Origin of the sequence: Pseudoalteromonas aliena SW19, from assembly GCF_014905615.1 — a bacterium.
Lineage (GTDB): Bacteria > Pseudomonadota > Gammaproteobacteria > Enterobacterales > Alteromonadaceae > Pseudoalteromonas > Pseudoalteromonas aliena.
The window spans coordinates 279,652-299,149 of the sequence record NZ_AQGU01000025.1; the positions used below are offsets into that span (position 1 = coordinate 279,652).

Consider the following 19,498-nt stretch of genomic DNA (forward strand, 5'->3'; position numbering starts at 1 on the left):
TAATAAATAGACCTGAAATAGTTTAAAGGTCTTTCATATTAAATTTATACGGGGCTTTAAACTGTAAAGGCCGCTTTATGATAAATAAAACAGCCTTTTACTTTTTATCATAAAACTAACTATTTTGCGTTTCACGAGCTAACTGGTTTGGCAAAAGTTGCTCTATTATTTCCCGTGCTGGGAGTGTATAGCGGGTGCCATTAAACATTACAGAGGTAAATTCATTAATATTAGTGATCCCAGTTAAGGTCCAACCTTCACCGCGCTCTGGACAAAAAACAGTGGTCGTTGGTTGTATTACTTTAAATTCGTCACTCATGGAAAAAGGCTCTCAATATAATGCTTGTTAATGGGATATGGTAAGTTAATAATGTACTTCCATAAAGCGCTATTTCAACTGACTAGCTAAAAATAAATGTTTAAAACTTTAAAATTACCACGCGTTACACTGCGTTTGATCACCCATAAACATGCTGGTGGGTTGTTTACTATTTTAAATAATCCGCTCGTTGCTCAATTTAACGATTATAAAACTCCGCTCAGTAAAGATAATATTAAACAGTTAATACAAGATGATATAAGCGCATACTACGAGGGTGAAGTTATCCGCCTTGCAATTGAACATAATATTAATACGTGTTTTATTGGTACTTGTGGTCTGTATAAAATAGGGGACAAAATCAATAGTGCGTTTATAGGGTTCGAACTTGCCCCAAATTATTGGCAACAAGGATTAATGAGCGAAGCGCTAGTCGGTTTTATAAATACCTTACCAAATACATTGCAAATTTATGAACTTTTTGCCGAAGTTAATATAAAAAATATACGTTCACATAAACTTTTGACTAAGCTAGGGTTTACACCTAACTTTAATGCCGATTTATTGCCAAGCAGAATAAAAACAATAACCAGTAACAACGGTGAACTTTGGTATAAAAAAATAAATGAGCAAGGTAAGCAGTGATATCGATATTAAGGTGTTTTTTTATTCGTGTTGCGGGCTTCTATTGAGCCTGTTTGTTGCTAGGGCGTGTTTATTAGGGCTGAGCATACACTTGTAAAATAACACTGTTAAGTTTAAGTAGGTTGAGATACGGTAACTTATAATGTGTAACCAGAAAACATATAAAGGAATGCCGTATGGCTATAAAAATAACAAAACACTACATTGTAAATTTAAGTTTAGCCGTGGTTATATTTGCTTTGGGCGTATTTGCTATACGTTATTATAATCATTATGTATCGGCTTATACGGATGTAACCATTAATTCTAAAGTGCTTAATGAGTCGCGTAAGGTATTTATTAGACTACCGACTAATTACGATGCAAATAAAGCGTATCCGTTAATAATTAAAACGGACGGTAATTTTAACTTAGAAACTTGGGATCAAGCACTTACCAAACAAGCTAAAAAAGAAAAAGGGGATAAAGCTATATTAGTGTCTATTCCAAATTTATTTTTTACCTTTACACGTAATCGTGATTTAGTGCCTCCTTATGCGCGACAAGATGTAAATACAGAGGCACGTTTGGCACTTGAAGCAATTTCAGAGCCCAATGGTGAAGCCGATAAGTTTTTACAGTTTATTGAAACCGAGTTACTGCCATATTTATCTGCAAATTATAAGCTTACAAATAATCGTGTATTGAGTGGTTTTTCAGCAGGAGGGAGTTTTGTGCTTTATACACTGCATACTAAACCTGAGCTGTTTAATGGTTACTTTGCATTTAGCCCCGCAGCTTGGTACGACGATATGACCGTGGTTAAAAAGCTAGATACATTTTTAGATACACAATCTGATAAAATTAACTCGCCAACCTATTTGTATTTATCTGTTGGCAGTGCAGAGCATCCACTAATGCTAAAGGCATTTAATAATCTAGAGCAAGCCTTAACGGCTAATCCTAATAGTACGCTCGTATGGGAAAGTGCCGTAAATCTTGGAGCTGAACACTCAGACAACCCATCTCTTAGCGTTGCAAATGCGTTGAGAGGTTACAATCATTTTATAAAACATTAAAACTGTATATAAACTCAGTTTATTTCAGGTGATAAAAGGTCAGGTAAACATTGAGTTATAAAGATTAAAGCAGAGTATAAACACATAAAAAGAACACATCATACTATGCTTTGTTAGATGCATTCTTAACAACGGGGAAGATTTGGTCTTAAAAGCTAGCATAGTATGAGTATCGTTTTCACTTTACTCGAATAGGAGCTAATTAGTATAGGATATGCTTAGCTAATTAAGCATATCCTATACGCTTAAATACGCTGAATTTTAAAGTGTATATCTAAAACCAATAGCAATACCATCGTCTTCAGATTGTTCCATCAAAGCTTGTTGCTCTTTGTTAGTGCTTTCAAAATCACCAAAATCTTTTCGAGCTTCTATATAAGCAATTGTGTCCGTGTCAATAAAGTAATGTAGGCCAATTACAGCAAATTGGCGTTTAAACACATCATTTGGATCGGCATTAAAGTTTGGTTGAATTACATAGTCATCGCCTGCATCAAATACGTTATACGCAATAAAAGAGCGTAGATCGTTGTTAAATCGATAAGATGCGAATGTCTCTACACCAATAGCGTCTTTAATCAAACGGCCTAAGTTGTCGGTATCGTGATTTTCGTTTTTATTAATATTAGCGGCAACGTATAAACCAAGTGCATCAATATCACCCCATGTAATACCTGCGCCATAAATTAAATCTTCAACAGAGCGGGTCGTGCCATCGCCAAAAGTAAGATCAAATTCACCACGGTTTACACCTGCACTAAGTGTTAACATGTTAGTTACCTTGTAGGTCACTGCACCGCCCAATGTAGAATTAAACTCGACCTTTTGCGCCGCGCTATCACCTGACTCCCATAAACTTTGGCAACCAGATTCAGAAATATTAGTCACGTCACACGTATAAAATTCGCTATTTTTTAACTGCGCTTGCAAGGTAAAATTAACGTTTTTGTAGCTGTTACGGTATTGGACTAACTTGTCGCCACGACCCGTACCATTAACCGCGCCGTCGTCTTTATTATAAGTGTAAACGCCAGCCGCATTGCCATCCCAAACAAAACTGTAATTGGTGTTATAAACAACCTCGTACCACGCACCCCATTGTTTACCTATGGTAATTTGGCCATATTTTTCGTGTAATAGGCCTGCGTAGCCCAAGCGATTGTATAAAAACTCATCTTGAATAGATTCAAAGCGGTTGTTGTAAACTATGTCGCTACTGCCAACAGGGTTTATACCCCATTCTACAAGTGCCAGTGCCATCCAATCATTTTTAAGTTTACGCTCAAAGTTAAAGTTAATACGTGATGTACCATTAACAACTTCAGTTTGATCTTGGGTATGGATCACACGAACATCTATATAGCCACCTGCATTAACAGAGTTGGTTTCGTCCTTGTATAACTCAACTGCTGACACAGCCGGAGCGACTACAAAACTTGCACTAAGTAGTGATGCTAATCTTTTGTTCATTAAGTATTTCCTTGTGTGTGAACGACGCTTTTTAACAAAGTTAAATTTAAGAAGTTGCAGACTAACAAAGCAATAAATACGTCAAAAGTGAAAAATACTCATTAACAAAATCATATAAAAGAATAGCTATTCACACACGGTTAACTTTGCACTTGAAGTGTGAGTTATGTTTGTTTATTTAGGATAAAAAGTAGGGAAATGGGGCTAGGAAAGTTTAAAAATACTAAGGACTAATTTGAAATTTTTTCACGTTGTTCAAAAAACAACATGTAGAGCAAATACTTTAAAGTACTTAGATTTCATGAATATAGCTTATAAACTAAAGTAAGAATAACGAAATGCGTTAAATTAACCTAAAATTTGGTTAAGAGGTTTACTCACATTTTAGGGCGAGTTGTTCTTTACTGATTAAAATTGCAGCAGCATGCTTTATGTTTAGGTAATGCAGAGCCTATGTAATGTAGTTATTCCCCATAAATAGGCGATAACGTAGTTAGCGTTAAAAATCACTGTCAATTTACATTTTTAAGAATAAAAACAAGCCACCAGCAAAGCAATGTTCTACGCATTTTAAAAAGGCTTTAACGCCTTGTATTGTCATAATCTTTGATAGAAAAAAAAGCCAATTTGGTATAAACTGCGCGCAATTTAAATACATCATTACTCCTTGGAGGGTAGCGCTATTATTAGTACAGCTAATGTCACCATGCAATTTGGTGCTAAACCATTATTTGAAAATATCTCAGCAAAATTTGGCGACGGAAACCGTTACGGTTTGATCGGTGCAAATGGTTGTGGTAAATCAACATTTATGAAGATTTTAAGTGGTGAGCTTGAAGCTTCTGCAGGTAATGTAAGTACTGATCCAAATGAACGCGTTGCTAAGCTAAACCAAGACCAGTTTGCCTACGAAGAATACTCTGTTATCGACACTGTGATTATGGGTCATAAAGAGTTATGGCAAATTAAACAAGAACGTGACCGTATTTATAGTTTGCCAGAAATGAGCGAAGAAGACGGCATGAAAGTGGCCGATCTTGAAACTGAGTTTGCTGAAATGGATGGTTATTCTGCAGAATCTAAAGCAGGGGAACTATTATTAGGCGTAGGCATTGGTACTGAACAGCATTATGGACCGATGTCAGAAATTGCACCAGGTTTCAAGCTTCGAGTGTTGCTTGCGCAAGTGTTGTTTTCAAATCCAGACATAATGCTTCTTGATGAACCAACTAATAACTTGGATATTTATACCATCAAGTGGCTAGAAGACGTGTTGAATCAACGCAACTGTACCATGATCATTATCTCGCATGACCGTCACTTTTTAAACTCTGTGTGCACCCACATGGCTGATATCGACTACGGCGAGCTGCGTATTTACCCAGGTAACTACGACGAGTACATGTTTGCAGCAACACAAGCACGCGAGCAGCTACTGAGCGAAAATGCCAAAAAGAAAAACCAAATTGCTGAGCTCCAACAGTTCGTTTCTCGTTTCTCTGCTAACGCATCGAAAGCTAAGCAAGCAACATCACGTGCTAAACGTATCGACAAAATTCAGTTAGACGAAGTTAAAGCATCATCACGTCAAACACCGTTTATCCGTTTTGATCAAGAAAAACAGTTATTCCGTAACGCACTCGAAATGACAAACTTAACGCAAGGTTTTGACGACAATACATTGTTCTCTAATCTTGAAGGTTTAGTTGAAGTTGGCGAACGTATTGCTATTATTGGTGAAAATGGTGTGGGTAAAACAACATTGCTTAATACGTTAGCAGGGCGCTTAGCACCAAAAGCCGGTGAGTTTAAGTTTTCTGAAAATGCCAACATTGGTTACTACGCACAAGATCACGCTGACGAATTTGCAACCGACATGAACTTATTTCAATGGATGGAGCAATGGCAGCAAGAAGGTGACGACGAACAAGTGGTTCGTAGCTTCTTAGGTCGTATGTTGTTTTCGCAAAACGATATTAAAAAATCAGTAAAAGTAATCTCAGGTGGTGAACAAGGCCGCATGTTGTTTGGTAAAATTATGATGCATAAACCAAACATATTGCTAATGGATGAGCCAACCAACCACATGGATATGGAATCTATTGAAGCGCTTAACTTAGCCCTTGAAGCTTACGAAGGTACACTGATGTTTGTGTCGCACGACCGTCAATTTGTATCATCGGTAGCTACCCGTATTTGGGAAATTAAAGACGGTAAAGTTATCGACTTTAGAGGTAACTACGCAGAATACCTAGCGAGTAAAGACGCTTAATTAGCTATTTAACCTGAACTCTGGATAATAAACCTATCTTGAGCCGCTATTTTCAGCGCTAACTGCGTTGAATTTACTTGCAATAGGCAAGCTATTGACGCGTAAATTCGCCTTGTTTTCACTGAAAATCTCTGGCTAGAGAAGATAAATTTAAATATCACGATGATTCAATACGTTAGTAAATCTCTTAACCAGAGTTCAGGTTATCTACCCATTAATTCTAAAAAGCCATGTTTAAACATGGCTTTTTTGTTTTTGTGAGTCGCAATTAATATGGCTTTGGGTATAATACCCGCCTAAAATCGGACATAAGTCCGCTATTTTTTTAAAATACATTACTGAGGAGTATTTATGACTGTTGGCATTATTATGGGTTCTAAATCAGATTGGCCAACCATGGAACATGCAGCCCTTATGCTAGAACACTTTGGCATTAAGTACGAAACAAAAGTCGTGTCTGCACACCGCACTCCTCAACTTCTAGCCGACTACGCAAGCTCAGCCGCAGAACGTGGTATTAAAGTAATTATAGCGGGCGCTGGCGGCGCAGCACATTTACCGGGTATGGCAGCAGCATTCACATCGCTTCCTGTACTTGGCGTGCCGGTAAAATCAAAAGCATTAAATGGTGTTGATTCACTTTTATCTATTTGCCAAATGCCTAAAGGCGTTGCTGTAGGCACACTTGCTATTGGCGAACCTGGCGCTGCAAATGCAGGTTTATTAGCTGCACAAATTTTAGGATGTCAAAATCCAGAAATTTTTGCAAAAATTGAAGCGTTTCGTAAAGCTCAAACCGACACTATATTAGCTAATCCAAATCCTGCAGAGTAATGATGAATATTTTAATATTAGGTGCAGGGCAACTTGCACGTATGATGAGTCTTGCCGGCGCACCGCTAAATTTAAACGTAGTGGCGTACGATGTAGCTAGCAAGCAAATTAAGCACCCGTTAACAGGCGAGGTTTATGCCACGTCGCTTGAGCAAGCGATATTAAACGCTGATGCAATTACGGCAGAGTTTGAGCATATTCCTGATGACGTACTCACACTTTGCTGTAACAGCAATAAGTTTTACCCAGGTAAAGCCGCGATTAAAACCGGTGGCGATCGCTCGCTTGAAAAAGCATTACTTGATAAAACAGGTGTTGCGTGTGCACCGTATCAATTAATTACCGAAAAAGCACATCTTGAAAACGCTGTTAAAACTCTAGGTAAGCCACTGGTTATTAAAACATGCCAAGCAGGTTACGATGGTAAAGGGCAATGGCGTTTAAAATCGGATAATCAAATAGAGCAAATTTGGTCAGAAATGGCTGATTTTATAGCAACAGGTACGCAGCAAACACCGCACACTATTATTGCTGAAAAAATGATCCCGTTTGATCGCGAAGTGTCGATTATTGGTGCGCGCGATAAACACGGTAATGTGGCTATTTATCCGCTAACCGAGAATGAGCACACTAATGGTGTGTTAACGCTCTCTATTGCTGGTAAAAATAACAAAAACCTTGAAGCGCAGGCTAACGATGCATTTACAAAAATAGCAAACGAGCTTAACTACGTTGGCGTATTGGCTATAGAGTTTTTTGATGTACAAGGCACGTTACTTGTTAACGAAATTGCCCCACGTGTTCATAACTCAGGCCATTGGACACAGCAAGGTTGTCATTGCTCGCAGTTTGAAAACCATATGCGCGCTGTTGCAGGTTTACCTCTAGGTAACACCGAACTTAAACAAATCACCGCGATGATAAATGTTTTAGGCCAAGCAAGTATTCCATTCGATGTTTTAAAAGTCTCTGATGTTACAAGCCATTGGTACGGTAAAACTGCAAAGCAAGGACGTAAAATGGGTCATATAAATGTATCTGCTGCAAGCATGAATGATCTTGCAGATAAGTTGGGGGAGCTTAGCGATTTTTTGCCAGAGCAAGAATATCCTGGCATTTTAAAAGCTGCCGCACAGTTAATCTTGCACTAAACGTTATACCAATTGCATGAAATTAGTATTATGCACAACTTAAAAATGCTGAGCTTGCTCGGCATTTTTAAAATTTAAAAAAGCACAAATTCCTTCGTTTATGAAATAATAGCTAAGACCATTATTTTATAAGTGAAATCACGACATGAAAATCAAAGCAATTTATAGCGCACTGCTTGTTGCAGCTACTTTTAGTACACATTCTTTTGCTGCAGACACCTTACGCGTGGCGACTTTTAATGTGAGTATGGATGCCACTAATCACACCGCTAAAGATCAGCCAATTAAAAGTGATGCATTAGTTAATGCACTTAAATCAAATAACCAACAGATTAAAAACATCGCTGAAATTATTCAACGTGTTCGCCCTGATATTGTTTTGCTTAATGAATTTGATTATATCCCTAAAGAGCAAGGTGTTGAGTATTTCAATAAACATTACCTCAACGTTAGCCAGCAAAAACAAGACGCAATCAACTATGCTTATTCTTACATAGCGCCAGTAAATACGGGATTAGCCACCGAATTTGATTTAGATAACGATGGCAAAAAAAATGCAGTGATGGGGGATGCACAAGGCTTTGGTTTTTTTGAAGGGCATTACGGTATGGCGCTCCTTTCAAAATACCCAATTGATTTTGAAAAAATAAGAACGCTGCAAACCTTTAAATATAAAGATATGCCAAACGCGCAAATGCCGGTTATGCCAAAAACAGCTGAAAATTGGTATAACAAACAAGAGTGGGAGGCGCTTAGGCTCAGCTCAAAATCGTTTTGGGATTTACCAATCAACGTTAACAATAAGACTGTGCATATATTAGCGTCCCACCCAACACCACCAGTATTTGACGGCGAAGAAGATCGTAATGGTAAACGTAACCATGATGAAATAAGGTTAATTGCCGATTACGTAACAAACGCAAATTACATTTATGACGATAACGGCCAAAAAGGTGGATTAAAAGCACAGTCTCGTTTTGTGATTTTAGGCGATTTAAATGCATCCCCTGAAGGCGATAAAGCACGTGTTATGACAACTGATTTACTTCTTAAAAATTCACTTATTAACGCCAGTTTTGTGCCAAAAAGTGAAGGCGCAAAGGAGCAGTATAAAGAGTCTTATGCACAAAATTACACCGCTAACTGGCAGGCCCGTGTCGATTACGTTCTACCATCAAACTATGGTTTAAGCGTTAAAAGCGGAGGCGTGTTTTGGCCTACTAAAACAAGCGAGCAGTATCGCTTAATTAAAGATAGAAACGCATCAAGTGATCACCGACTGGTGTGGCTCGACTTAATTGTTGAATAAGTTTGAGTAAACTGAGCTTTACCCTGTTTAATCGTTATTTATCTTAAAAAATTGCAATAACTTGAGTGCTTCTGCTTAAATACGGCCTAATTATAATAACCGTATAGAAGCACTATGATTTTTAATTTTTCTTCATCTAAAACGTTAGTGGCCTTAGCTGTTGCTTCAAGTATTGTGCTTGCAGGTTGTAGCGCGACGGCTAACACCTCTTCATCACAGCAAAATGCGTTACCAGCAACCAAGGTTGCTGCGGTTGTAAACACACCAGCCGATACAGGATCGCAAAACATTACGTTAGAACAAGCAATGGCTCACCCTGATTGGATGGGTAATCAGCCAGAAAACGCGTTTTGGTCAGCCGATTCAACAACCGTTATTTATGCTCAAAAAGAGCGAGGTAGCACACTCAGAGATTTTTATAGCCAAGCAATTACTAGCCAAACAGCACAGCAAGTGGCACTTAATAAGCTGCACATGCTAGGCGCTAAAAATGCCGTTTACTCAAAAGATAAATCACTTCAAGCCTATACTTTTAAAGGCAATGTGTTTGTTAAAAACATTAAAACAAACACCATTAAGCAAATTACACAAACATCAGCGGCTGAGTCTAAACCACAATTTTTAAATGATGGTACATTGGCATATCGCCAAGGTAATGTATTTTTTAAAGCCGACTTAGTAACGGGTTTAACCTCTGAACTTGCTAACTTAAAGCTAGTAAACAAACCAGAGGGCGTAACAGAGCCCAGTACGTACATTGCTAAAGAGCAGCATAAATTGATTAAATTTGTTGCACTTGAGCAAAAAAACAAAAAAGACAGGCAAGCTCGTAATGAATTGTTAAATGAGCAAAATACGTCAATTGCTAATACGGCTTATTATTTAGGTGATGGAAATACCGTTGCTGAAGTGCAGCTTTCGCCCAATGGTGATGCGTTATTAGTTGTTGTGCAAAAGCAAACAGGGTGGCGCAGTGATGGCGATATTATGCCAAACTACATCACTGATGATGCTACTATCGACCCTAAAAAAGCGCGCCGTCGTGTAGCTGATGCAAAAGAAGAAACGTCAGAGCTTGTATACATTAATTTAAAAGATAAAAGCCAAAAGTCGCTTTCGTTTGATACGTTGCCAGGCTTTGATGAAGACGTTTTAGCCTCAGTAAAAAAAGAAAACTATGCACGGGAAGGCAAAACATACACATCTAAAAAAGCCCCGCGTGGCATAAATCTTATTATGGATTGGGGATTTGAGCAAAGCCCAATCGTGTGGAATGACGACGGCTCACACGTCGCTATTATGCTTGAAGCGTGGGATAACAAAGACCGCTGGCTTGCAACTGTTGATTTTGAAAATAATACATTAGTTTCGCAGCATCGCTTGCATGATGATGCATGGATAGCTTACGCATTTAATGATTTTGGTTGGTTACATAATTCAAACACGCTTTACTACTTATCGGAAGAGTCGGGTTACAGCCAACTTTATAAAAAGCCACTAAATGGTAAAGCAACCGCGCTTACACAAGGCCAATTTGAGGTTTCGAACTTAACGCTTACACGCGACGACAGCGCAATCTATTATAAAGCAAATGTTGAGCATCCAGGTCTGTACGAAATTTATCGCGTTAACCCACAAACGGGTAACAGCGAGCAAATTACCGATTTAAACGGGATGACTGACTACACATTAAGCCCAGATGAAAGCCAGTTACTGCTTAAGCACTCTACGATTACCATGCCTAATGAGCTTTACGTTGCTGATGCTAAAGCAAATACACAAGCAACACGTTTAACGCATACTGTGTCGGATGAATTTTTATCGAAAAAGCTAACTGCACCAAAAATTGTTGCTGTGCCTTCGAGTCATACTTCACAACCCATATACGCCAAAGTGTACTACCCAGCTGATTATGTAGAGGGCGAAGTCGGTAAAAACCGTAAAGCGGTTATTTTTAACCACGGCGCGGGTTATTTACAAAACTCACACATGGGATTTTCGGTTTATTTTCGTGAGTTTATGTTCCATTCATTACTAGCAGACGAAGGTTATATAGTAATGGATATGGATTACCGCGCATCTAAAGGTTACGGACGTGATTGGCGTACTGCAATTTATCGTCAAATGGGAACTCCCGAAACACAAGATTTGGCTGACGGCGTAAAATGGATGGCGAAAAATGCCAACGTTGATATTAAGGCTGTGGGAACTTATGGCGGCTCATACGGCGGCTTTATGACCTTTATGGCGCTATTTACAGCCCCTGAATTGTTTCAATCAGGTGCAGCACTGCGACCAGTAACCGATTGGGCGCATTACAATACGGGTTACACCGCTAATATTCTAAATCACCCAGATGTTGATCCTATTGCGTATGAGCGCAGCTCACCAATTTACTACGCTGAAGGTTTAAACAAGCGCTTATTGATCAATGCGCCAATGGTTGACGATAACGTATTTTTTCAAGATTCAGTGCGTTTAGTACAGCGTTTAATTGAGCTTGAAAAAGAAAACTTTGAAACAGCAATATTTCCTGTTGAACCGCATGGTTTTGTGCAGCCTTCAAGTTGGTTAGACGAATACCGCCGTATTCATAAGTTATTTAAAGAAACGCTTTAATCTTTAACCCTTAAAGTATAAAAACAAAAACGCCGCATTAGTTAACTAATGCGGCGTTTTTATTGGGTTGAACAAAATCTAACTTTATTTTTTCTTTTTAAAGATTTCTATAGCCAATGGGATGGCAAGCAGAGTCCCGCCAATAACACCAATTAAATGCGCGTCAACGGCCACCGTCGAGTCAATTAGTTTTTCTATATCGGTACTTGGGCCACTAAATTGCTCAAACGCTATTTTTATCCATACACCTATAAACAATAAATAACCCGATTTTAGTCCTACGGTTATATCTTTAACAGCGCCCCAAATAATTACACCATGCAGTAGAGCACTTAATCCGGTGTAAATATGTATGCCAGGGCAAAACCAATACACACCTAAACCACACCACAGTGCCAGCGCACTTGTATTAAAAGCGTAGCGAGTAGGTGATGTGTATTCGCCATGCAGCAACCAAATTAATAAAATACCGCTGGCATTTAATCCCAAGTGTGCCCAGTTAGCATGAACAAACTGGCTGGTAAATATACGCCATAATTCACCTTGGTTGACAAGCTCACGGTTAAATTCTAGTAAATTATTTAAATCAAATGCAGCAAAAGTGGTGCTAAAAAGCAGCAAAATTATAGGCGGTAATAAATAGCGAGGCTGCAGTGGTAAATTAAGCATTTTATTGTCATTTTTTAGTATAAATTTTTGCATATTGTGCCCGTTTAACTTTAAGATGCCAATTATCTTATCGTCATTAAGTGTTTTTAGACTTTTTATGCATTTTAAACTTAACTCATTATTAGCCATTACGCTGTGCGCAGTAACACTGCCTTCTTTTGCACAGCAAGTAATTGAAACTCGCGAGCCAGAAGCCGCAACAGGGCTTATTCATAAACAAGAGGTGACAGGTAACAAGTATATGCTTGCAGCTGCAAACCCATATGCTTCACGCGCAGGTCAGCAAATTTTAGCGCAAGGCGGCAGTGCCATAGACGCCGCTATTACCACGCAGCTTGTACTTACTTTGGTTGAGCCGCAATCATCAGGCATTGGTGGTGGTACATTTATGTTGTACTACAACAAAGCAAACAACAAGCTGACTAGTTTTGATGGTCGTGAAACAGCACCAGCAAACGCAGACGACACGCTGTTTTTAGATAAACACGGCAAAGCGGTAAAATGGATTGAAGCCGTAGTAGGCGGGCGCTCTGTGGGCGTTCCTGGTATTTTACATGCCTTTGCAAGCGCGCATAAGCAATACGGAACACTCCCATGGAGTGAGTTATTTAAACCAGCCATTGAACTTGCTGAGCAAGGCTTTGTTGTATCGCCGCGTTTACACGGCTTATTAGCACGTCAGTTAAACCCAGGCGTAATGAGTATGCCAGTAATAAATGAGTACTTTTACCCTAATGGTAAATTGATTGCAGCGGGTACGCTTAAACAAAACCAACCACTGGCTGATTTATACAAAGACATCGCAAAGCAGGGTATTGATGCATTTTATAAAGGCGATAATGCTAAAAAAATGGTTAAGGCGGTACAAAATTCCTCCATAGCGCCTGGCAAACTCAGTGTACAAGATTTAGCCGCTTACAAAAGTAAAGAACGCGATGCTGTGTGTATTCAATACCGTGCGTACAATGTATGTTCAATGGCACCACCAAGCAGTGGCGGTGTAGCTGTATTACAAATGCTAGGCTTGCTTGAACATAAAAATATGAGCGCGTTTAAGCCAAATGATGAAAAAGCGATTCATTATTTTAGTCAAGCTTCACGCATAGCATTTGCCGATCGCGATATGTATATGGGCGATCCAGATTTCACTCAAGTACCCACTAAAGAATTGCTAGATAAAGACTACATTGCTTCTCGTGCTAAATTAATCACTGATACAGATCAGCCAGCAGTGGCCGGTGATCCAGTTGATTATTTAAGCTATGCAGCGGATGATTCTTACGAGTTACCCTCTACTTCGCACGTATCGATTGTTGATAGTAAAGGCAATGCAGTGTCGATGACCAGCTCAATAGAAATGGCATTTGGCTCTACGGTGATGGTTAACGGATTTATTTTAAATAACCAACTCACTGACTTTTCACTTTCACCGCGTAAAAATGGCAAGCTTGTAGCAAACCGAGTAGAGGCAGGTAAACGCCCGCGTAGCTCTATGTCACCGGTAATGGTATTTAATAAAGATGGCAGTTTACGTTTAGTGGTGGGTTCACCTGGTGGCAGTCGTATTATAGATTACGTAGCACAAGTAGTTGTAGGTGTTATTGACTGGAATTTATCAGCCCAAGGGGCCATTAACTTACCGCGCACAACAAACCGTAACGATTACACCAGCCTTGAAAAAGGCACCGCCCTTGAAGCCATTGCACCTTTACTTACTAAGCGCGGTCATAATGTGCGTGTACTCGATCTAAACTCGGGTTTACATGCCGTTGAAGTTAAAAACAACAAATTATATGGCGGCGCAGATCCTCGCCGTGAAGGGGTCGCGTTATCTGATTTAACTGATAAAAACGCCACTATTAAATTTTAATTTATGTATAATACAAGCACGAGTAAAGCTCGTGTTTGTATATTCTCAATGGTCTGACAAGTTCCATACTCATTGCAATTTTACCTTTAACAATGATAATGGCAGATCATAACTTAAGACTTCGTTAAAGCCTGGAAATATGACAACAAATACTGATCCAAATTACCTTTATATTCATCATGCTGGCCCTGGCCTAATTGAAACACCGCTATTAAATAAAGGCAGTGCCTTTAGTAAAAAAGAACGCGAAAACTTCAACCTTGCTGGCTTGTTACCTCCTCGCTTTGAAACAATAGAAGAGCAAGTAGAGCGTTGTTATCAGCAGTACTCAAGCTTTACCGACAATCTCAATAAGCACATATACTTACGTGCGATTCAAGATAATAACGAAACACTTTACTACCGTTTAGTGCGCGATCATCTTGAAGAAATGATGCCTATTATTTACACCCCTACAGTGGGTGACGCCTGTGAAAAATTCTCAGATATATACCGCAGCGCACGTGGCTTATTTATTTCATATGAAGATCGCTTTCAAATTGATGACATTTTACGCAATGCAACAAAAGGCAAAGTAAAAGTCATTGTTGTTACCGATGGTGAGCGTATTTTAGGCCTTGGCGATCAAGGTATTGGCGGCATGGGTATCCCAATCGGCAAATTATCACTTTACACTGCGTGTGGTGGCATTAGTCCAGCGTACACATTACCTGTAATGCTTGATGTGGGTACTAATAACGAAAAACTGTTAAACGACCCAATGTACATGGGCGCACGTCACAAGCGTATTGCTCAAGATGAGTACGATGAGTTTTTAGATTTATTTATTAAAGCCGTTAAGCGCCGCTGGCCAAATGTATTACTGCAGTTTGAAGATTTTGCACAGCCAAATGCAATGCCATTATTAAAACGTTACCGCGATGAAATTTGTAGCTTTAATGATGATATTCAAGGCACTGCGGCTGTAACAGTCGGGTCTTTACTTGCAGCATGTCGTGTTAAAAATTCAACGCTAAGCCAACAAAAAGTAGTGTTTGTTGGTGCGGGCTCTGCCGGCTGTGGTATTGCTGAGCAAATAATTAGCCAAATGGTGTTTGAAGGCATCACTGAAGCTCAAGCACGTAGCCAAGTATTTATGGTCGACCGCTTTGGTTTATTATCAGAGGGTATGCAAGGTTTACGTGATTTTCAACAAGCACTCGCGCAACCGCAAGGCTCGCTAAGTGAGTGGACTTACAGTGGCGAATACGCATCATTACTTGATGTAATGCACTGTGCACAACCAGATATTTTAATTGGTGTTTCAGGCCAACCTGGTTTATTCACTGAACAAGTAATACGCGCAATGCACGCAAATTGTGAGCAGCCAATTATTTTTCCATTAAGTAACCCATCTAAACAGGTAGAAGCTCACCCAGAAGATGTTATTAAATGGACAGACGGTAAAGCACTTGTAGCAACAGGCAGCCCGTTTGCACCGGTTGAATACAACGGCGAAACGTTCCCAATCCCACAATGCAATAACAGTTATATTTTCCCTGGTATTGGTCTAGGCGTTATAGCGGCTAAAGCAACACGTATTACAGATGAAATGCTAAGTGTGTCTAGCGAAATGCTTGCTGAGTCGTCTCCTCGTGCTAATACGGGTGTTGGCAGTTTATTACCAGCGCTAACAGAAATAGAAACATTGAGTAAGCGAATTGCATTTGCCATAGCTAAAAAAGCAATCGAAGAGGGCGTCGCTCTTGAGATTTCTGATGATGCATTATGGGCAGCCATTGATAAAAACTACTGGTTACCTAAATACCGTAACTACAAGCGCAGCAGTATTTAATTGCACCTATACGTAATTTAACGTGCAACTTGTTGTAACGTTAGTTACAACACTTAACAAAAAACAGGCAATTGCCTGTTTTTTTGTGCTTGTTCATCGCTAATTAACCACGTAGGCTCTTTAATAGGATCAACTAAATTAAAGGATCGACTTATGAAAACTCTGACTTTCGTTTTAGGCACCGCGTTGACTTTAAGCGCACTGAGCTTTAACACACTCGCAGCGGCAACTCCCGACGCTCCTCATATTTATGTAAAAGGCGAAGCCACACTTACTACAATGCCAGATTACGTACAAATTAGTGTGGGTATTACCGAAATTGATAAAGACTTAATTGCGGCTAAAAACAAAACTGATTTAACTATGGCTAAGGCCATTAAACTTGTTAAAGAAATGGGTGTTTTGCAGGGCGATATAAACGCAGGGCAAATTTCAATAAACCGCGATAATCAATACAACCGCACAACAGGTAATCAAGACTTTAAAGGGTTTAGAGTTGCCCGTACCTTAACCGTAAAACTTAGCGATATAAATAAATACCCTAAGTTACTACAAAGTTTAGTTAATAATGGGATTAACGAAATTAATCAAACGCAGTTTTTAGCAAGTAATTACAACGAGCTACATAAAAAAGCTCAAAAACTGGCAATAAAAGATGCGCGTGATGCTGCAAAAGAGTTTAGTGAAGATTATGGGGTTGACTTAAAAGGCTTATATTCTGCATCCCTTAGCCCATTGAACGTACAGTCGCAACCATACATGCGCGCCGAGAAAGTGATGATGGCAGATAGCGCACCAAGTAACTACGTACCGGATGCCTATCATGCGGGAGAAATTAAAGTAACGGCTTCAAGCTACGCTGTGTACTACATAGATTAAATTTACTTTTGGTGGTGCTCAAAACGCGCCACCAATTCTTTACCTTGCTCTTCACTGATACGGGTGATTGCATTTAACATATTAGTAATTTCACGTCTGTCGTACGCATTAGTAACATGCTCATTTATGTCATCCACAATCGCATTTAAGTAGTTAAATAGACTATTTCGTGCGTCCGTATATTGGTGCGCTACAAACAAAATATTTTTAAACGCCTCAAGTACATTCGTCATTACGTACGCGTCGCCCTTTGCATAATTTCTAAGTGGTGTAAAGTTGTCGTGTAGCAGTTCATCAAAACTGGTTTCGTGTGAATACAACAATGGGCCGCTCTCGCTGTGCTTAAATGAGTAATTAATATCGTTAATTGAAAGTCGTTGAATAAGTAAAATACTAAGCATATCAATCGATTTAACCGCAGTACCTGGATCGTTTATACCTGGGCTCATTGCTTTAACTGCAATTTCTGATATTTGCGTTAAACCATAACGATAATGATCACTTATGTACTCTTCAATATAAAAAATAAAGCAGTCTAAAATTTTATTTATGAGTGCTTCGTTGTTTGATATATCTTTATTACACTTTAAAAATGGGTAGCCTTTAACGGTAAAATAGCCTTGGTTAACAGAAATATACACTTTTATATTTTCCTCTGCCAAAATGGCACACAGCTTGTCGGTATGCACGCCTTTATAATACCCCTCGGTTTTACTGCTTATAGATTGCCATTGCTCAAAGTCAGGAAAGTTTTCTACGGGGTTGTCTTGCTGCCTTTGTATAATGGCTTTTATTTCTCTTTTAGTTTGGCTAAACAACCCATTTAACACATTATCAACCTGAATGGCGCGAGAAATTGAATGGATAAAAAATACAAATAACCCTAACGAGATTAAACCAAACACAAGCGCAAATAATACGCCGATTGATGGGATCGCAGTATTGCCACCATCAAGCTTGTTAATATTGATGAGCATAATAATAGAATAAATTATACTGCCTAAATAAAACCCTAATACCATTTGATGTGATTTACGAGTAATAAGGCCAGGTACAACACGGGGCGATAAACTCGCACTGGCCGAGTTTAAAACAACCATAACCATCGAAAAACTAAACACCGTAAGTGAAATAATACTGCCCGCTAAGGTACTTAAAATAGTACGCGCGTTTTCGGCGCTATCAACAAGTATCACAGAGATAAACGACTTTAACTGTTCAACTGGGGCTAAATATTCAACCGACATGGTAATAATAGCAAATACCAAAAAGGCAACAGAAAGAAGTGAAGGGTAAAAGCCAATACTGTTGATCATTTCACGATAACTATTAGCTACTTTGCGAGGTACAAACATAAAATCCTTGTGTATTTTTCTACTTACTTAATACCCTTAGCTTAGCATAGGCATTTAGTAAACTTCTGATAATGCTGCTCAAATTTATATGTTATTATCACGTCCACAATAATAGAGCGCATGCTTATGCGATAAAAATAACAGGAAAACGCCGTGATCATTTCAACTTATGCTGCATTACTTGCATTCTTTTACATTTATTTGAGCTTTAACGTAATAAAAGTGCGCCGCGCAGAACAAATATCGTTAGGTGATAACGGTAATACAACGCTGCAGCGTGCTGTGCGTGCCCATGCAAACTTTATGGAATACGTACCACTTGCTTTAATACTGCTTTTTTTAGCAGAGTACCAAGGGCTTGCAAGCCATTACTGCCACATATTAGGCGGTGCTTTATTGATCGGACGTGTGTTTCAAAATTTAGGCATAGTAGAAAAAAGCCTGAAATATCGCCAAATTGGTACTATTGCAACATTCTTAGTCATAGTTGTTAGTGCCTTTGTATTACTAATGACACGTGGCTAATTAAAGAAAAGTTAATGAGCAAAATATTTATAATAGGTTTACCGCGTACCGGCACAACCAGTGTGTGCCATGCACTTTTAGAACTTGGCATTACAACCGCGCATACCGCGTATACTAATGCCTGTTTTGAAAATGCCACCGCCATTGCCGACACCCCAATTTTTAATGACTTTAAAACGCTTGATACTCATTATCCTCATTCTAAATTTATCTATTTAGAACGAGAGCTTACAGCCTGGGTTCCTTCAATAAAACAACTTTTAACGCGTATGCACACTAATTTAACCCGTACAGACGGGGGCTTTAATATCCATATAAAACGCTGTTATTTAAATACCTTTAGTGAATTATCACTGCATAACATTAACGACAATAACTATTTAACAAACTGTTACAACACGCACTTTAATAGTGCTCAAACATATTTTAAAAATCGTCAGCAAGACTTTTTATTTATTGATATAGCAAAGCCACACAGTTACAAACAGCTGTGTAATTTTTTGGCACTTAAAAGTGATAAAACTGATTTTGAAAAAATGAATATGGGCGGTAAAGTCACCGCATGGAATGATATTAAGCACCCGTTAAAAGTAGAATCTACGGCCAAAGGGCGCATAGATAAATTACTGCCTTACAAGATTTTTTAAATCAAATACGGTAAAATCGCCGCATTATTATTTAAGTTGTAT

Annotated in this window: 16 protein-coding genes; 12 read left to right on the forward strand and 4 right to left on the reverse strand. The window is 38.9% G+C overall.

Annotated features, from left to right (window positions below; all coding sequences use genetic code 11):
- Positions 1 to 115: 115 nt before the first annotated feature.
- Positions 116 to 319: a hypothetical protein gene (locus PALI_RS06785; RefSeq protein ID WP_077537883.1), complete on the reverse strand. Its 204-nt coding sequence runs from the start codon at positions 317 to 319 to the stop codon at positions 116 to 118.
- Between the two features lie 96 nt (positions 320 to 415).
- Here PALI_RS06785 and PALI_RS06790 point away from each other — a divergent pair, with 96 nt between their 5' ends.
- A complete protein-coding gene (locus tag PALI_RS06790; RefSeq protein ID WP_193155356.1) occupies positions 416 to 964 on the forward strand; it encodes a GNAT family N-acetyltransferase in 549 nt (182 codons plus the stop codon).
- 176 nt (positions 965 to 1,140) lie between these two features.
- Positions 1,141 to 2,022, forward strand: a complete 882-nt coding sequence (locus tag PALI_RS06795) for an alpha/beta hydrolase (RefSeq protein ID WP_077537885.1) — start codon at positions 1,141 to 1,143, stop codon at positions 2,020 to 2,022.
- A 261-nt stretch (positions 2,023 to 2,283) separates the two neighbouring features.
- On the opposite strand, the gene PALI_RS06800 is transcribed toward PALI_RS06795, so the two are convergent.
- Positions 2,284 to 3,492: a porin gene (locus PALI_RS06800; RefSeq protein ID WP_193155357.1), complete on the reverse strand. Its 1,209-nt coding sequence runs from the start codon at positions 3,490 to 3,492 to the stop codon at positions 2,284 to 2,286.
- A gap of 682 nt (positions 3,493 to 4,174) precedes the next feature.
- On the opposite strand from PALI_RS06800, the gene PALI_RS06805 reads away from it, so the two are divergent.
- From PALI_RS06805 to PALI_RS06825, 5 genes are all read left to right on the forward strand, one after another.
- Positions 4,175 to 5,764 carry an ABC-F family ATPase gene (locus PALI_RS06805; protein ID WP_077539015.1) on the forward strand — a complete coding sequence of 530 codons (1,590 nt, stop codon included), beginning with the start codon at positions 4,175 to 4,177 and terminating at the stop codon, positions 5,762 to 5,764.
- 351 nt (positions 5,765 to 6,115) lie between these two features.
- The gene (gene purE, locus PALI_RS06810) at positions 6,116 to 6,598 is read left to right on the forward strand and encodes a 5-(carboxyamino)imidazole ribonucleotide mutase (RefSeq protein ID WP_002962540.1); all 483 of its coding nucleotides are present in this window, start codon (positions 6,116 to 6,118) and stop codon (positions 6,596 to 6,598) included.
- A 2-nt stretch (positions 6,599 to 6,600) separates the two neighbouring features.
- On the forward strand, positions 6,601 to 7,749 hold the full coding sequence (locus PALI_RS06815; protein ID WP_193155894.1) for a 5-(carboxyamino)imidazole ribonucleotide synthase: 1,149 nt from the start codon (positions 6,601 to 6,603) through the stop codon (positions 7,747 to 7,749).
- 145 nt (positions 7,750 to 7,894) lie between these two features.
- Positions 7,895 to 9,058 (forward strand): endonuclease/exonuclease/phosphatase family protein, encoded by a 1,164-nt coding sequence (locus PALI_RS06820; protein WP_193155358.1) that lies wholly within the window; start codon positions 7,895 to 7,897, stop codon positions 9,056 to 9,058.
- A gap of 114 nt (positions 9,059 to 9,172) precedes the next feature.
- Complete coding sequence (locus PALI_RS06825) at positions 9,173 to 11,677, forward strand: S9 family peptidase (protein ID WP_193155359.1); 2,505 nt, start codon at positions 9,173 to 9,175, stop codon at positions 11,675 to 11,677.
- Positions 11,678 to 11,761: 84 nt separating this feature from the next.
- On the opposite strand, the gene rrtA is transcribed toward PALI_RS06825, so the two are convergent.
- Positions 11,762 to 12,379, reverse strand: coding sequence for a rhombosortase (rrtA, locus tag PALI_RS06830; RefSeq protein ID WP_226894506.1), 618 nt, complete (start codon positions 12,377 to 12,379; stop codon positions 11,762 to 11,764).
- 64 nt (positions 12,380 to 12,443) lie between these two features.
- Here rrtA and ggt point away from each other — a divergent pair, with 64 nt between their 5' ends.
- The 3 genes from ggt to PALI_RS06845 all read left to right on the forward strand — a co-directional run bounded on the left by ggt (position 12,444) and on the right by PALI_RS06845 (position 16,929).
- Complete coding sequence (ggt, locus tag PALI_RS06835) at positions 12,444 to 14,216, forward strand: gamma-glutamyltransferase (RefSeq protein WP_193155360.1); 1,773 nt, start codon at positions 12,444 to 12,446, stop codon at positions 14,214 to 14,216.
- Between the two features lie 139 nt (positions 14,217 to 14,355).
- Positions 14,356 to 16,050 (forward strand): NAD-dependent malic enzyme, encoded by a 1,695-nt coding sequence (locus PALI_RS06840; protein ID WP_193155361.1) that lies wholly within the window; start codon positions 14,356 to 14,358, stop codon positions 16,048 to 16,050.
- Positions 16,051 to 16,203: 153 nt separating this feature from the next.
- Positions 16,204 to 16,929: an SIMPL domain-containing protein gene (locus PALI_RS06845; protein ID WP_138585780.1), complete on the forward strand. Its 726-nt coding sequence runs from the start codon at positions 16,204 to 16,206 to the stop codon at positions 16,927 to 16,929.
- A 2-nt stretch (positions 16,930 to 16,931) separates the two neighbouring features.
- On the opposite strand, the gene PALI_RS06850 is transcribed toward PALI_RS06845, so the two are convergent.
- Positions 16,932 to 18,284 (reverse strand): DUF2254 domain-containing protein, encoded by a 1,353-nt coding sequence (locus PALI_RS06850; protein ID WP_138585779.1) that lies wholly within the window; start codon positions 18,282 to 18,284, stop codon positions 16,932 to 16,934.
- 153 nt (positions 18,285 to 18,437) lie between these two features.
- Between PALI_RS06850 and PALI_RS06855 the strand changes: the two genes are divergently transcribed.
- A complete protein-coding gene (locus PALI_RS06855) occupies positions 18,438 to 18,809 on the forward strand; it encodes an MAPEG family protein (protein ID WP_193155362.1) in 372 nt (123 codons plus the stop codon).
- Positions 18,810 to 18,823: 14 nt separating this feature from the next.
- A complete protein-coding gene (locus PALI_RS06860; protein ID WP_193155363.1) occupies positions 18,824 to 19,456 on the forward strand; it encodes a sulfotransferase in 633 nt (210 codons plus the stop codon).
- The last annotated feature ends 42 nt before the right edge of the window (positions 19,457 to 19,498 follow it).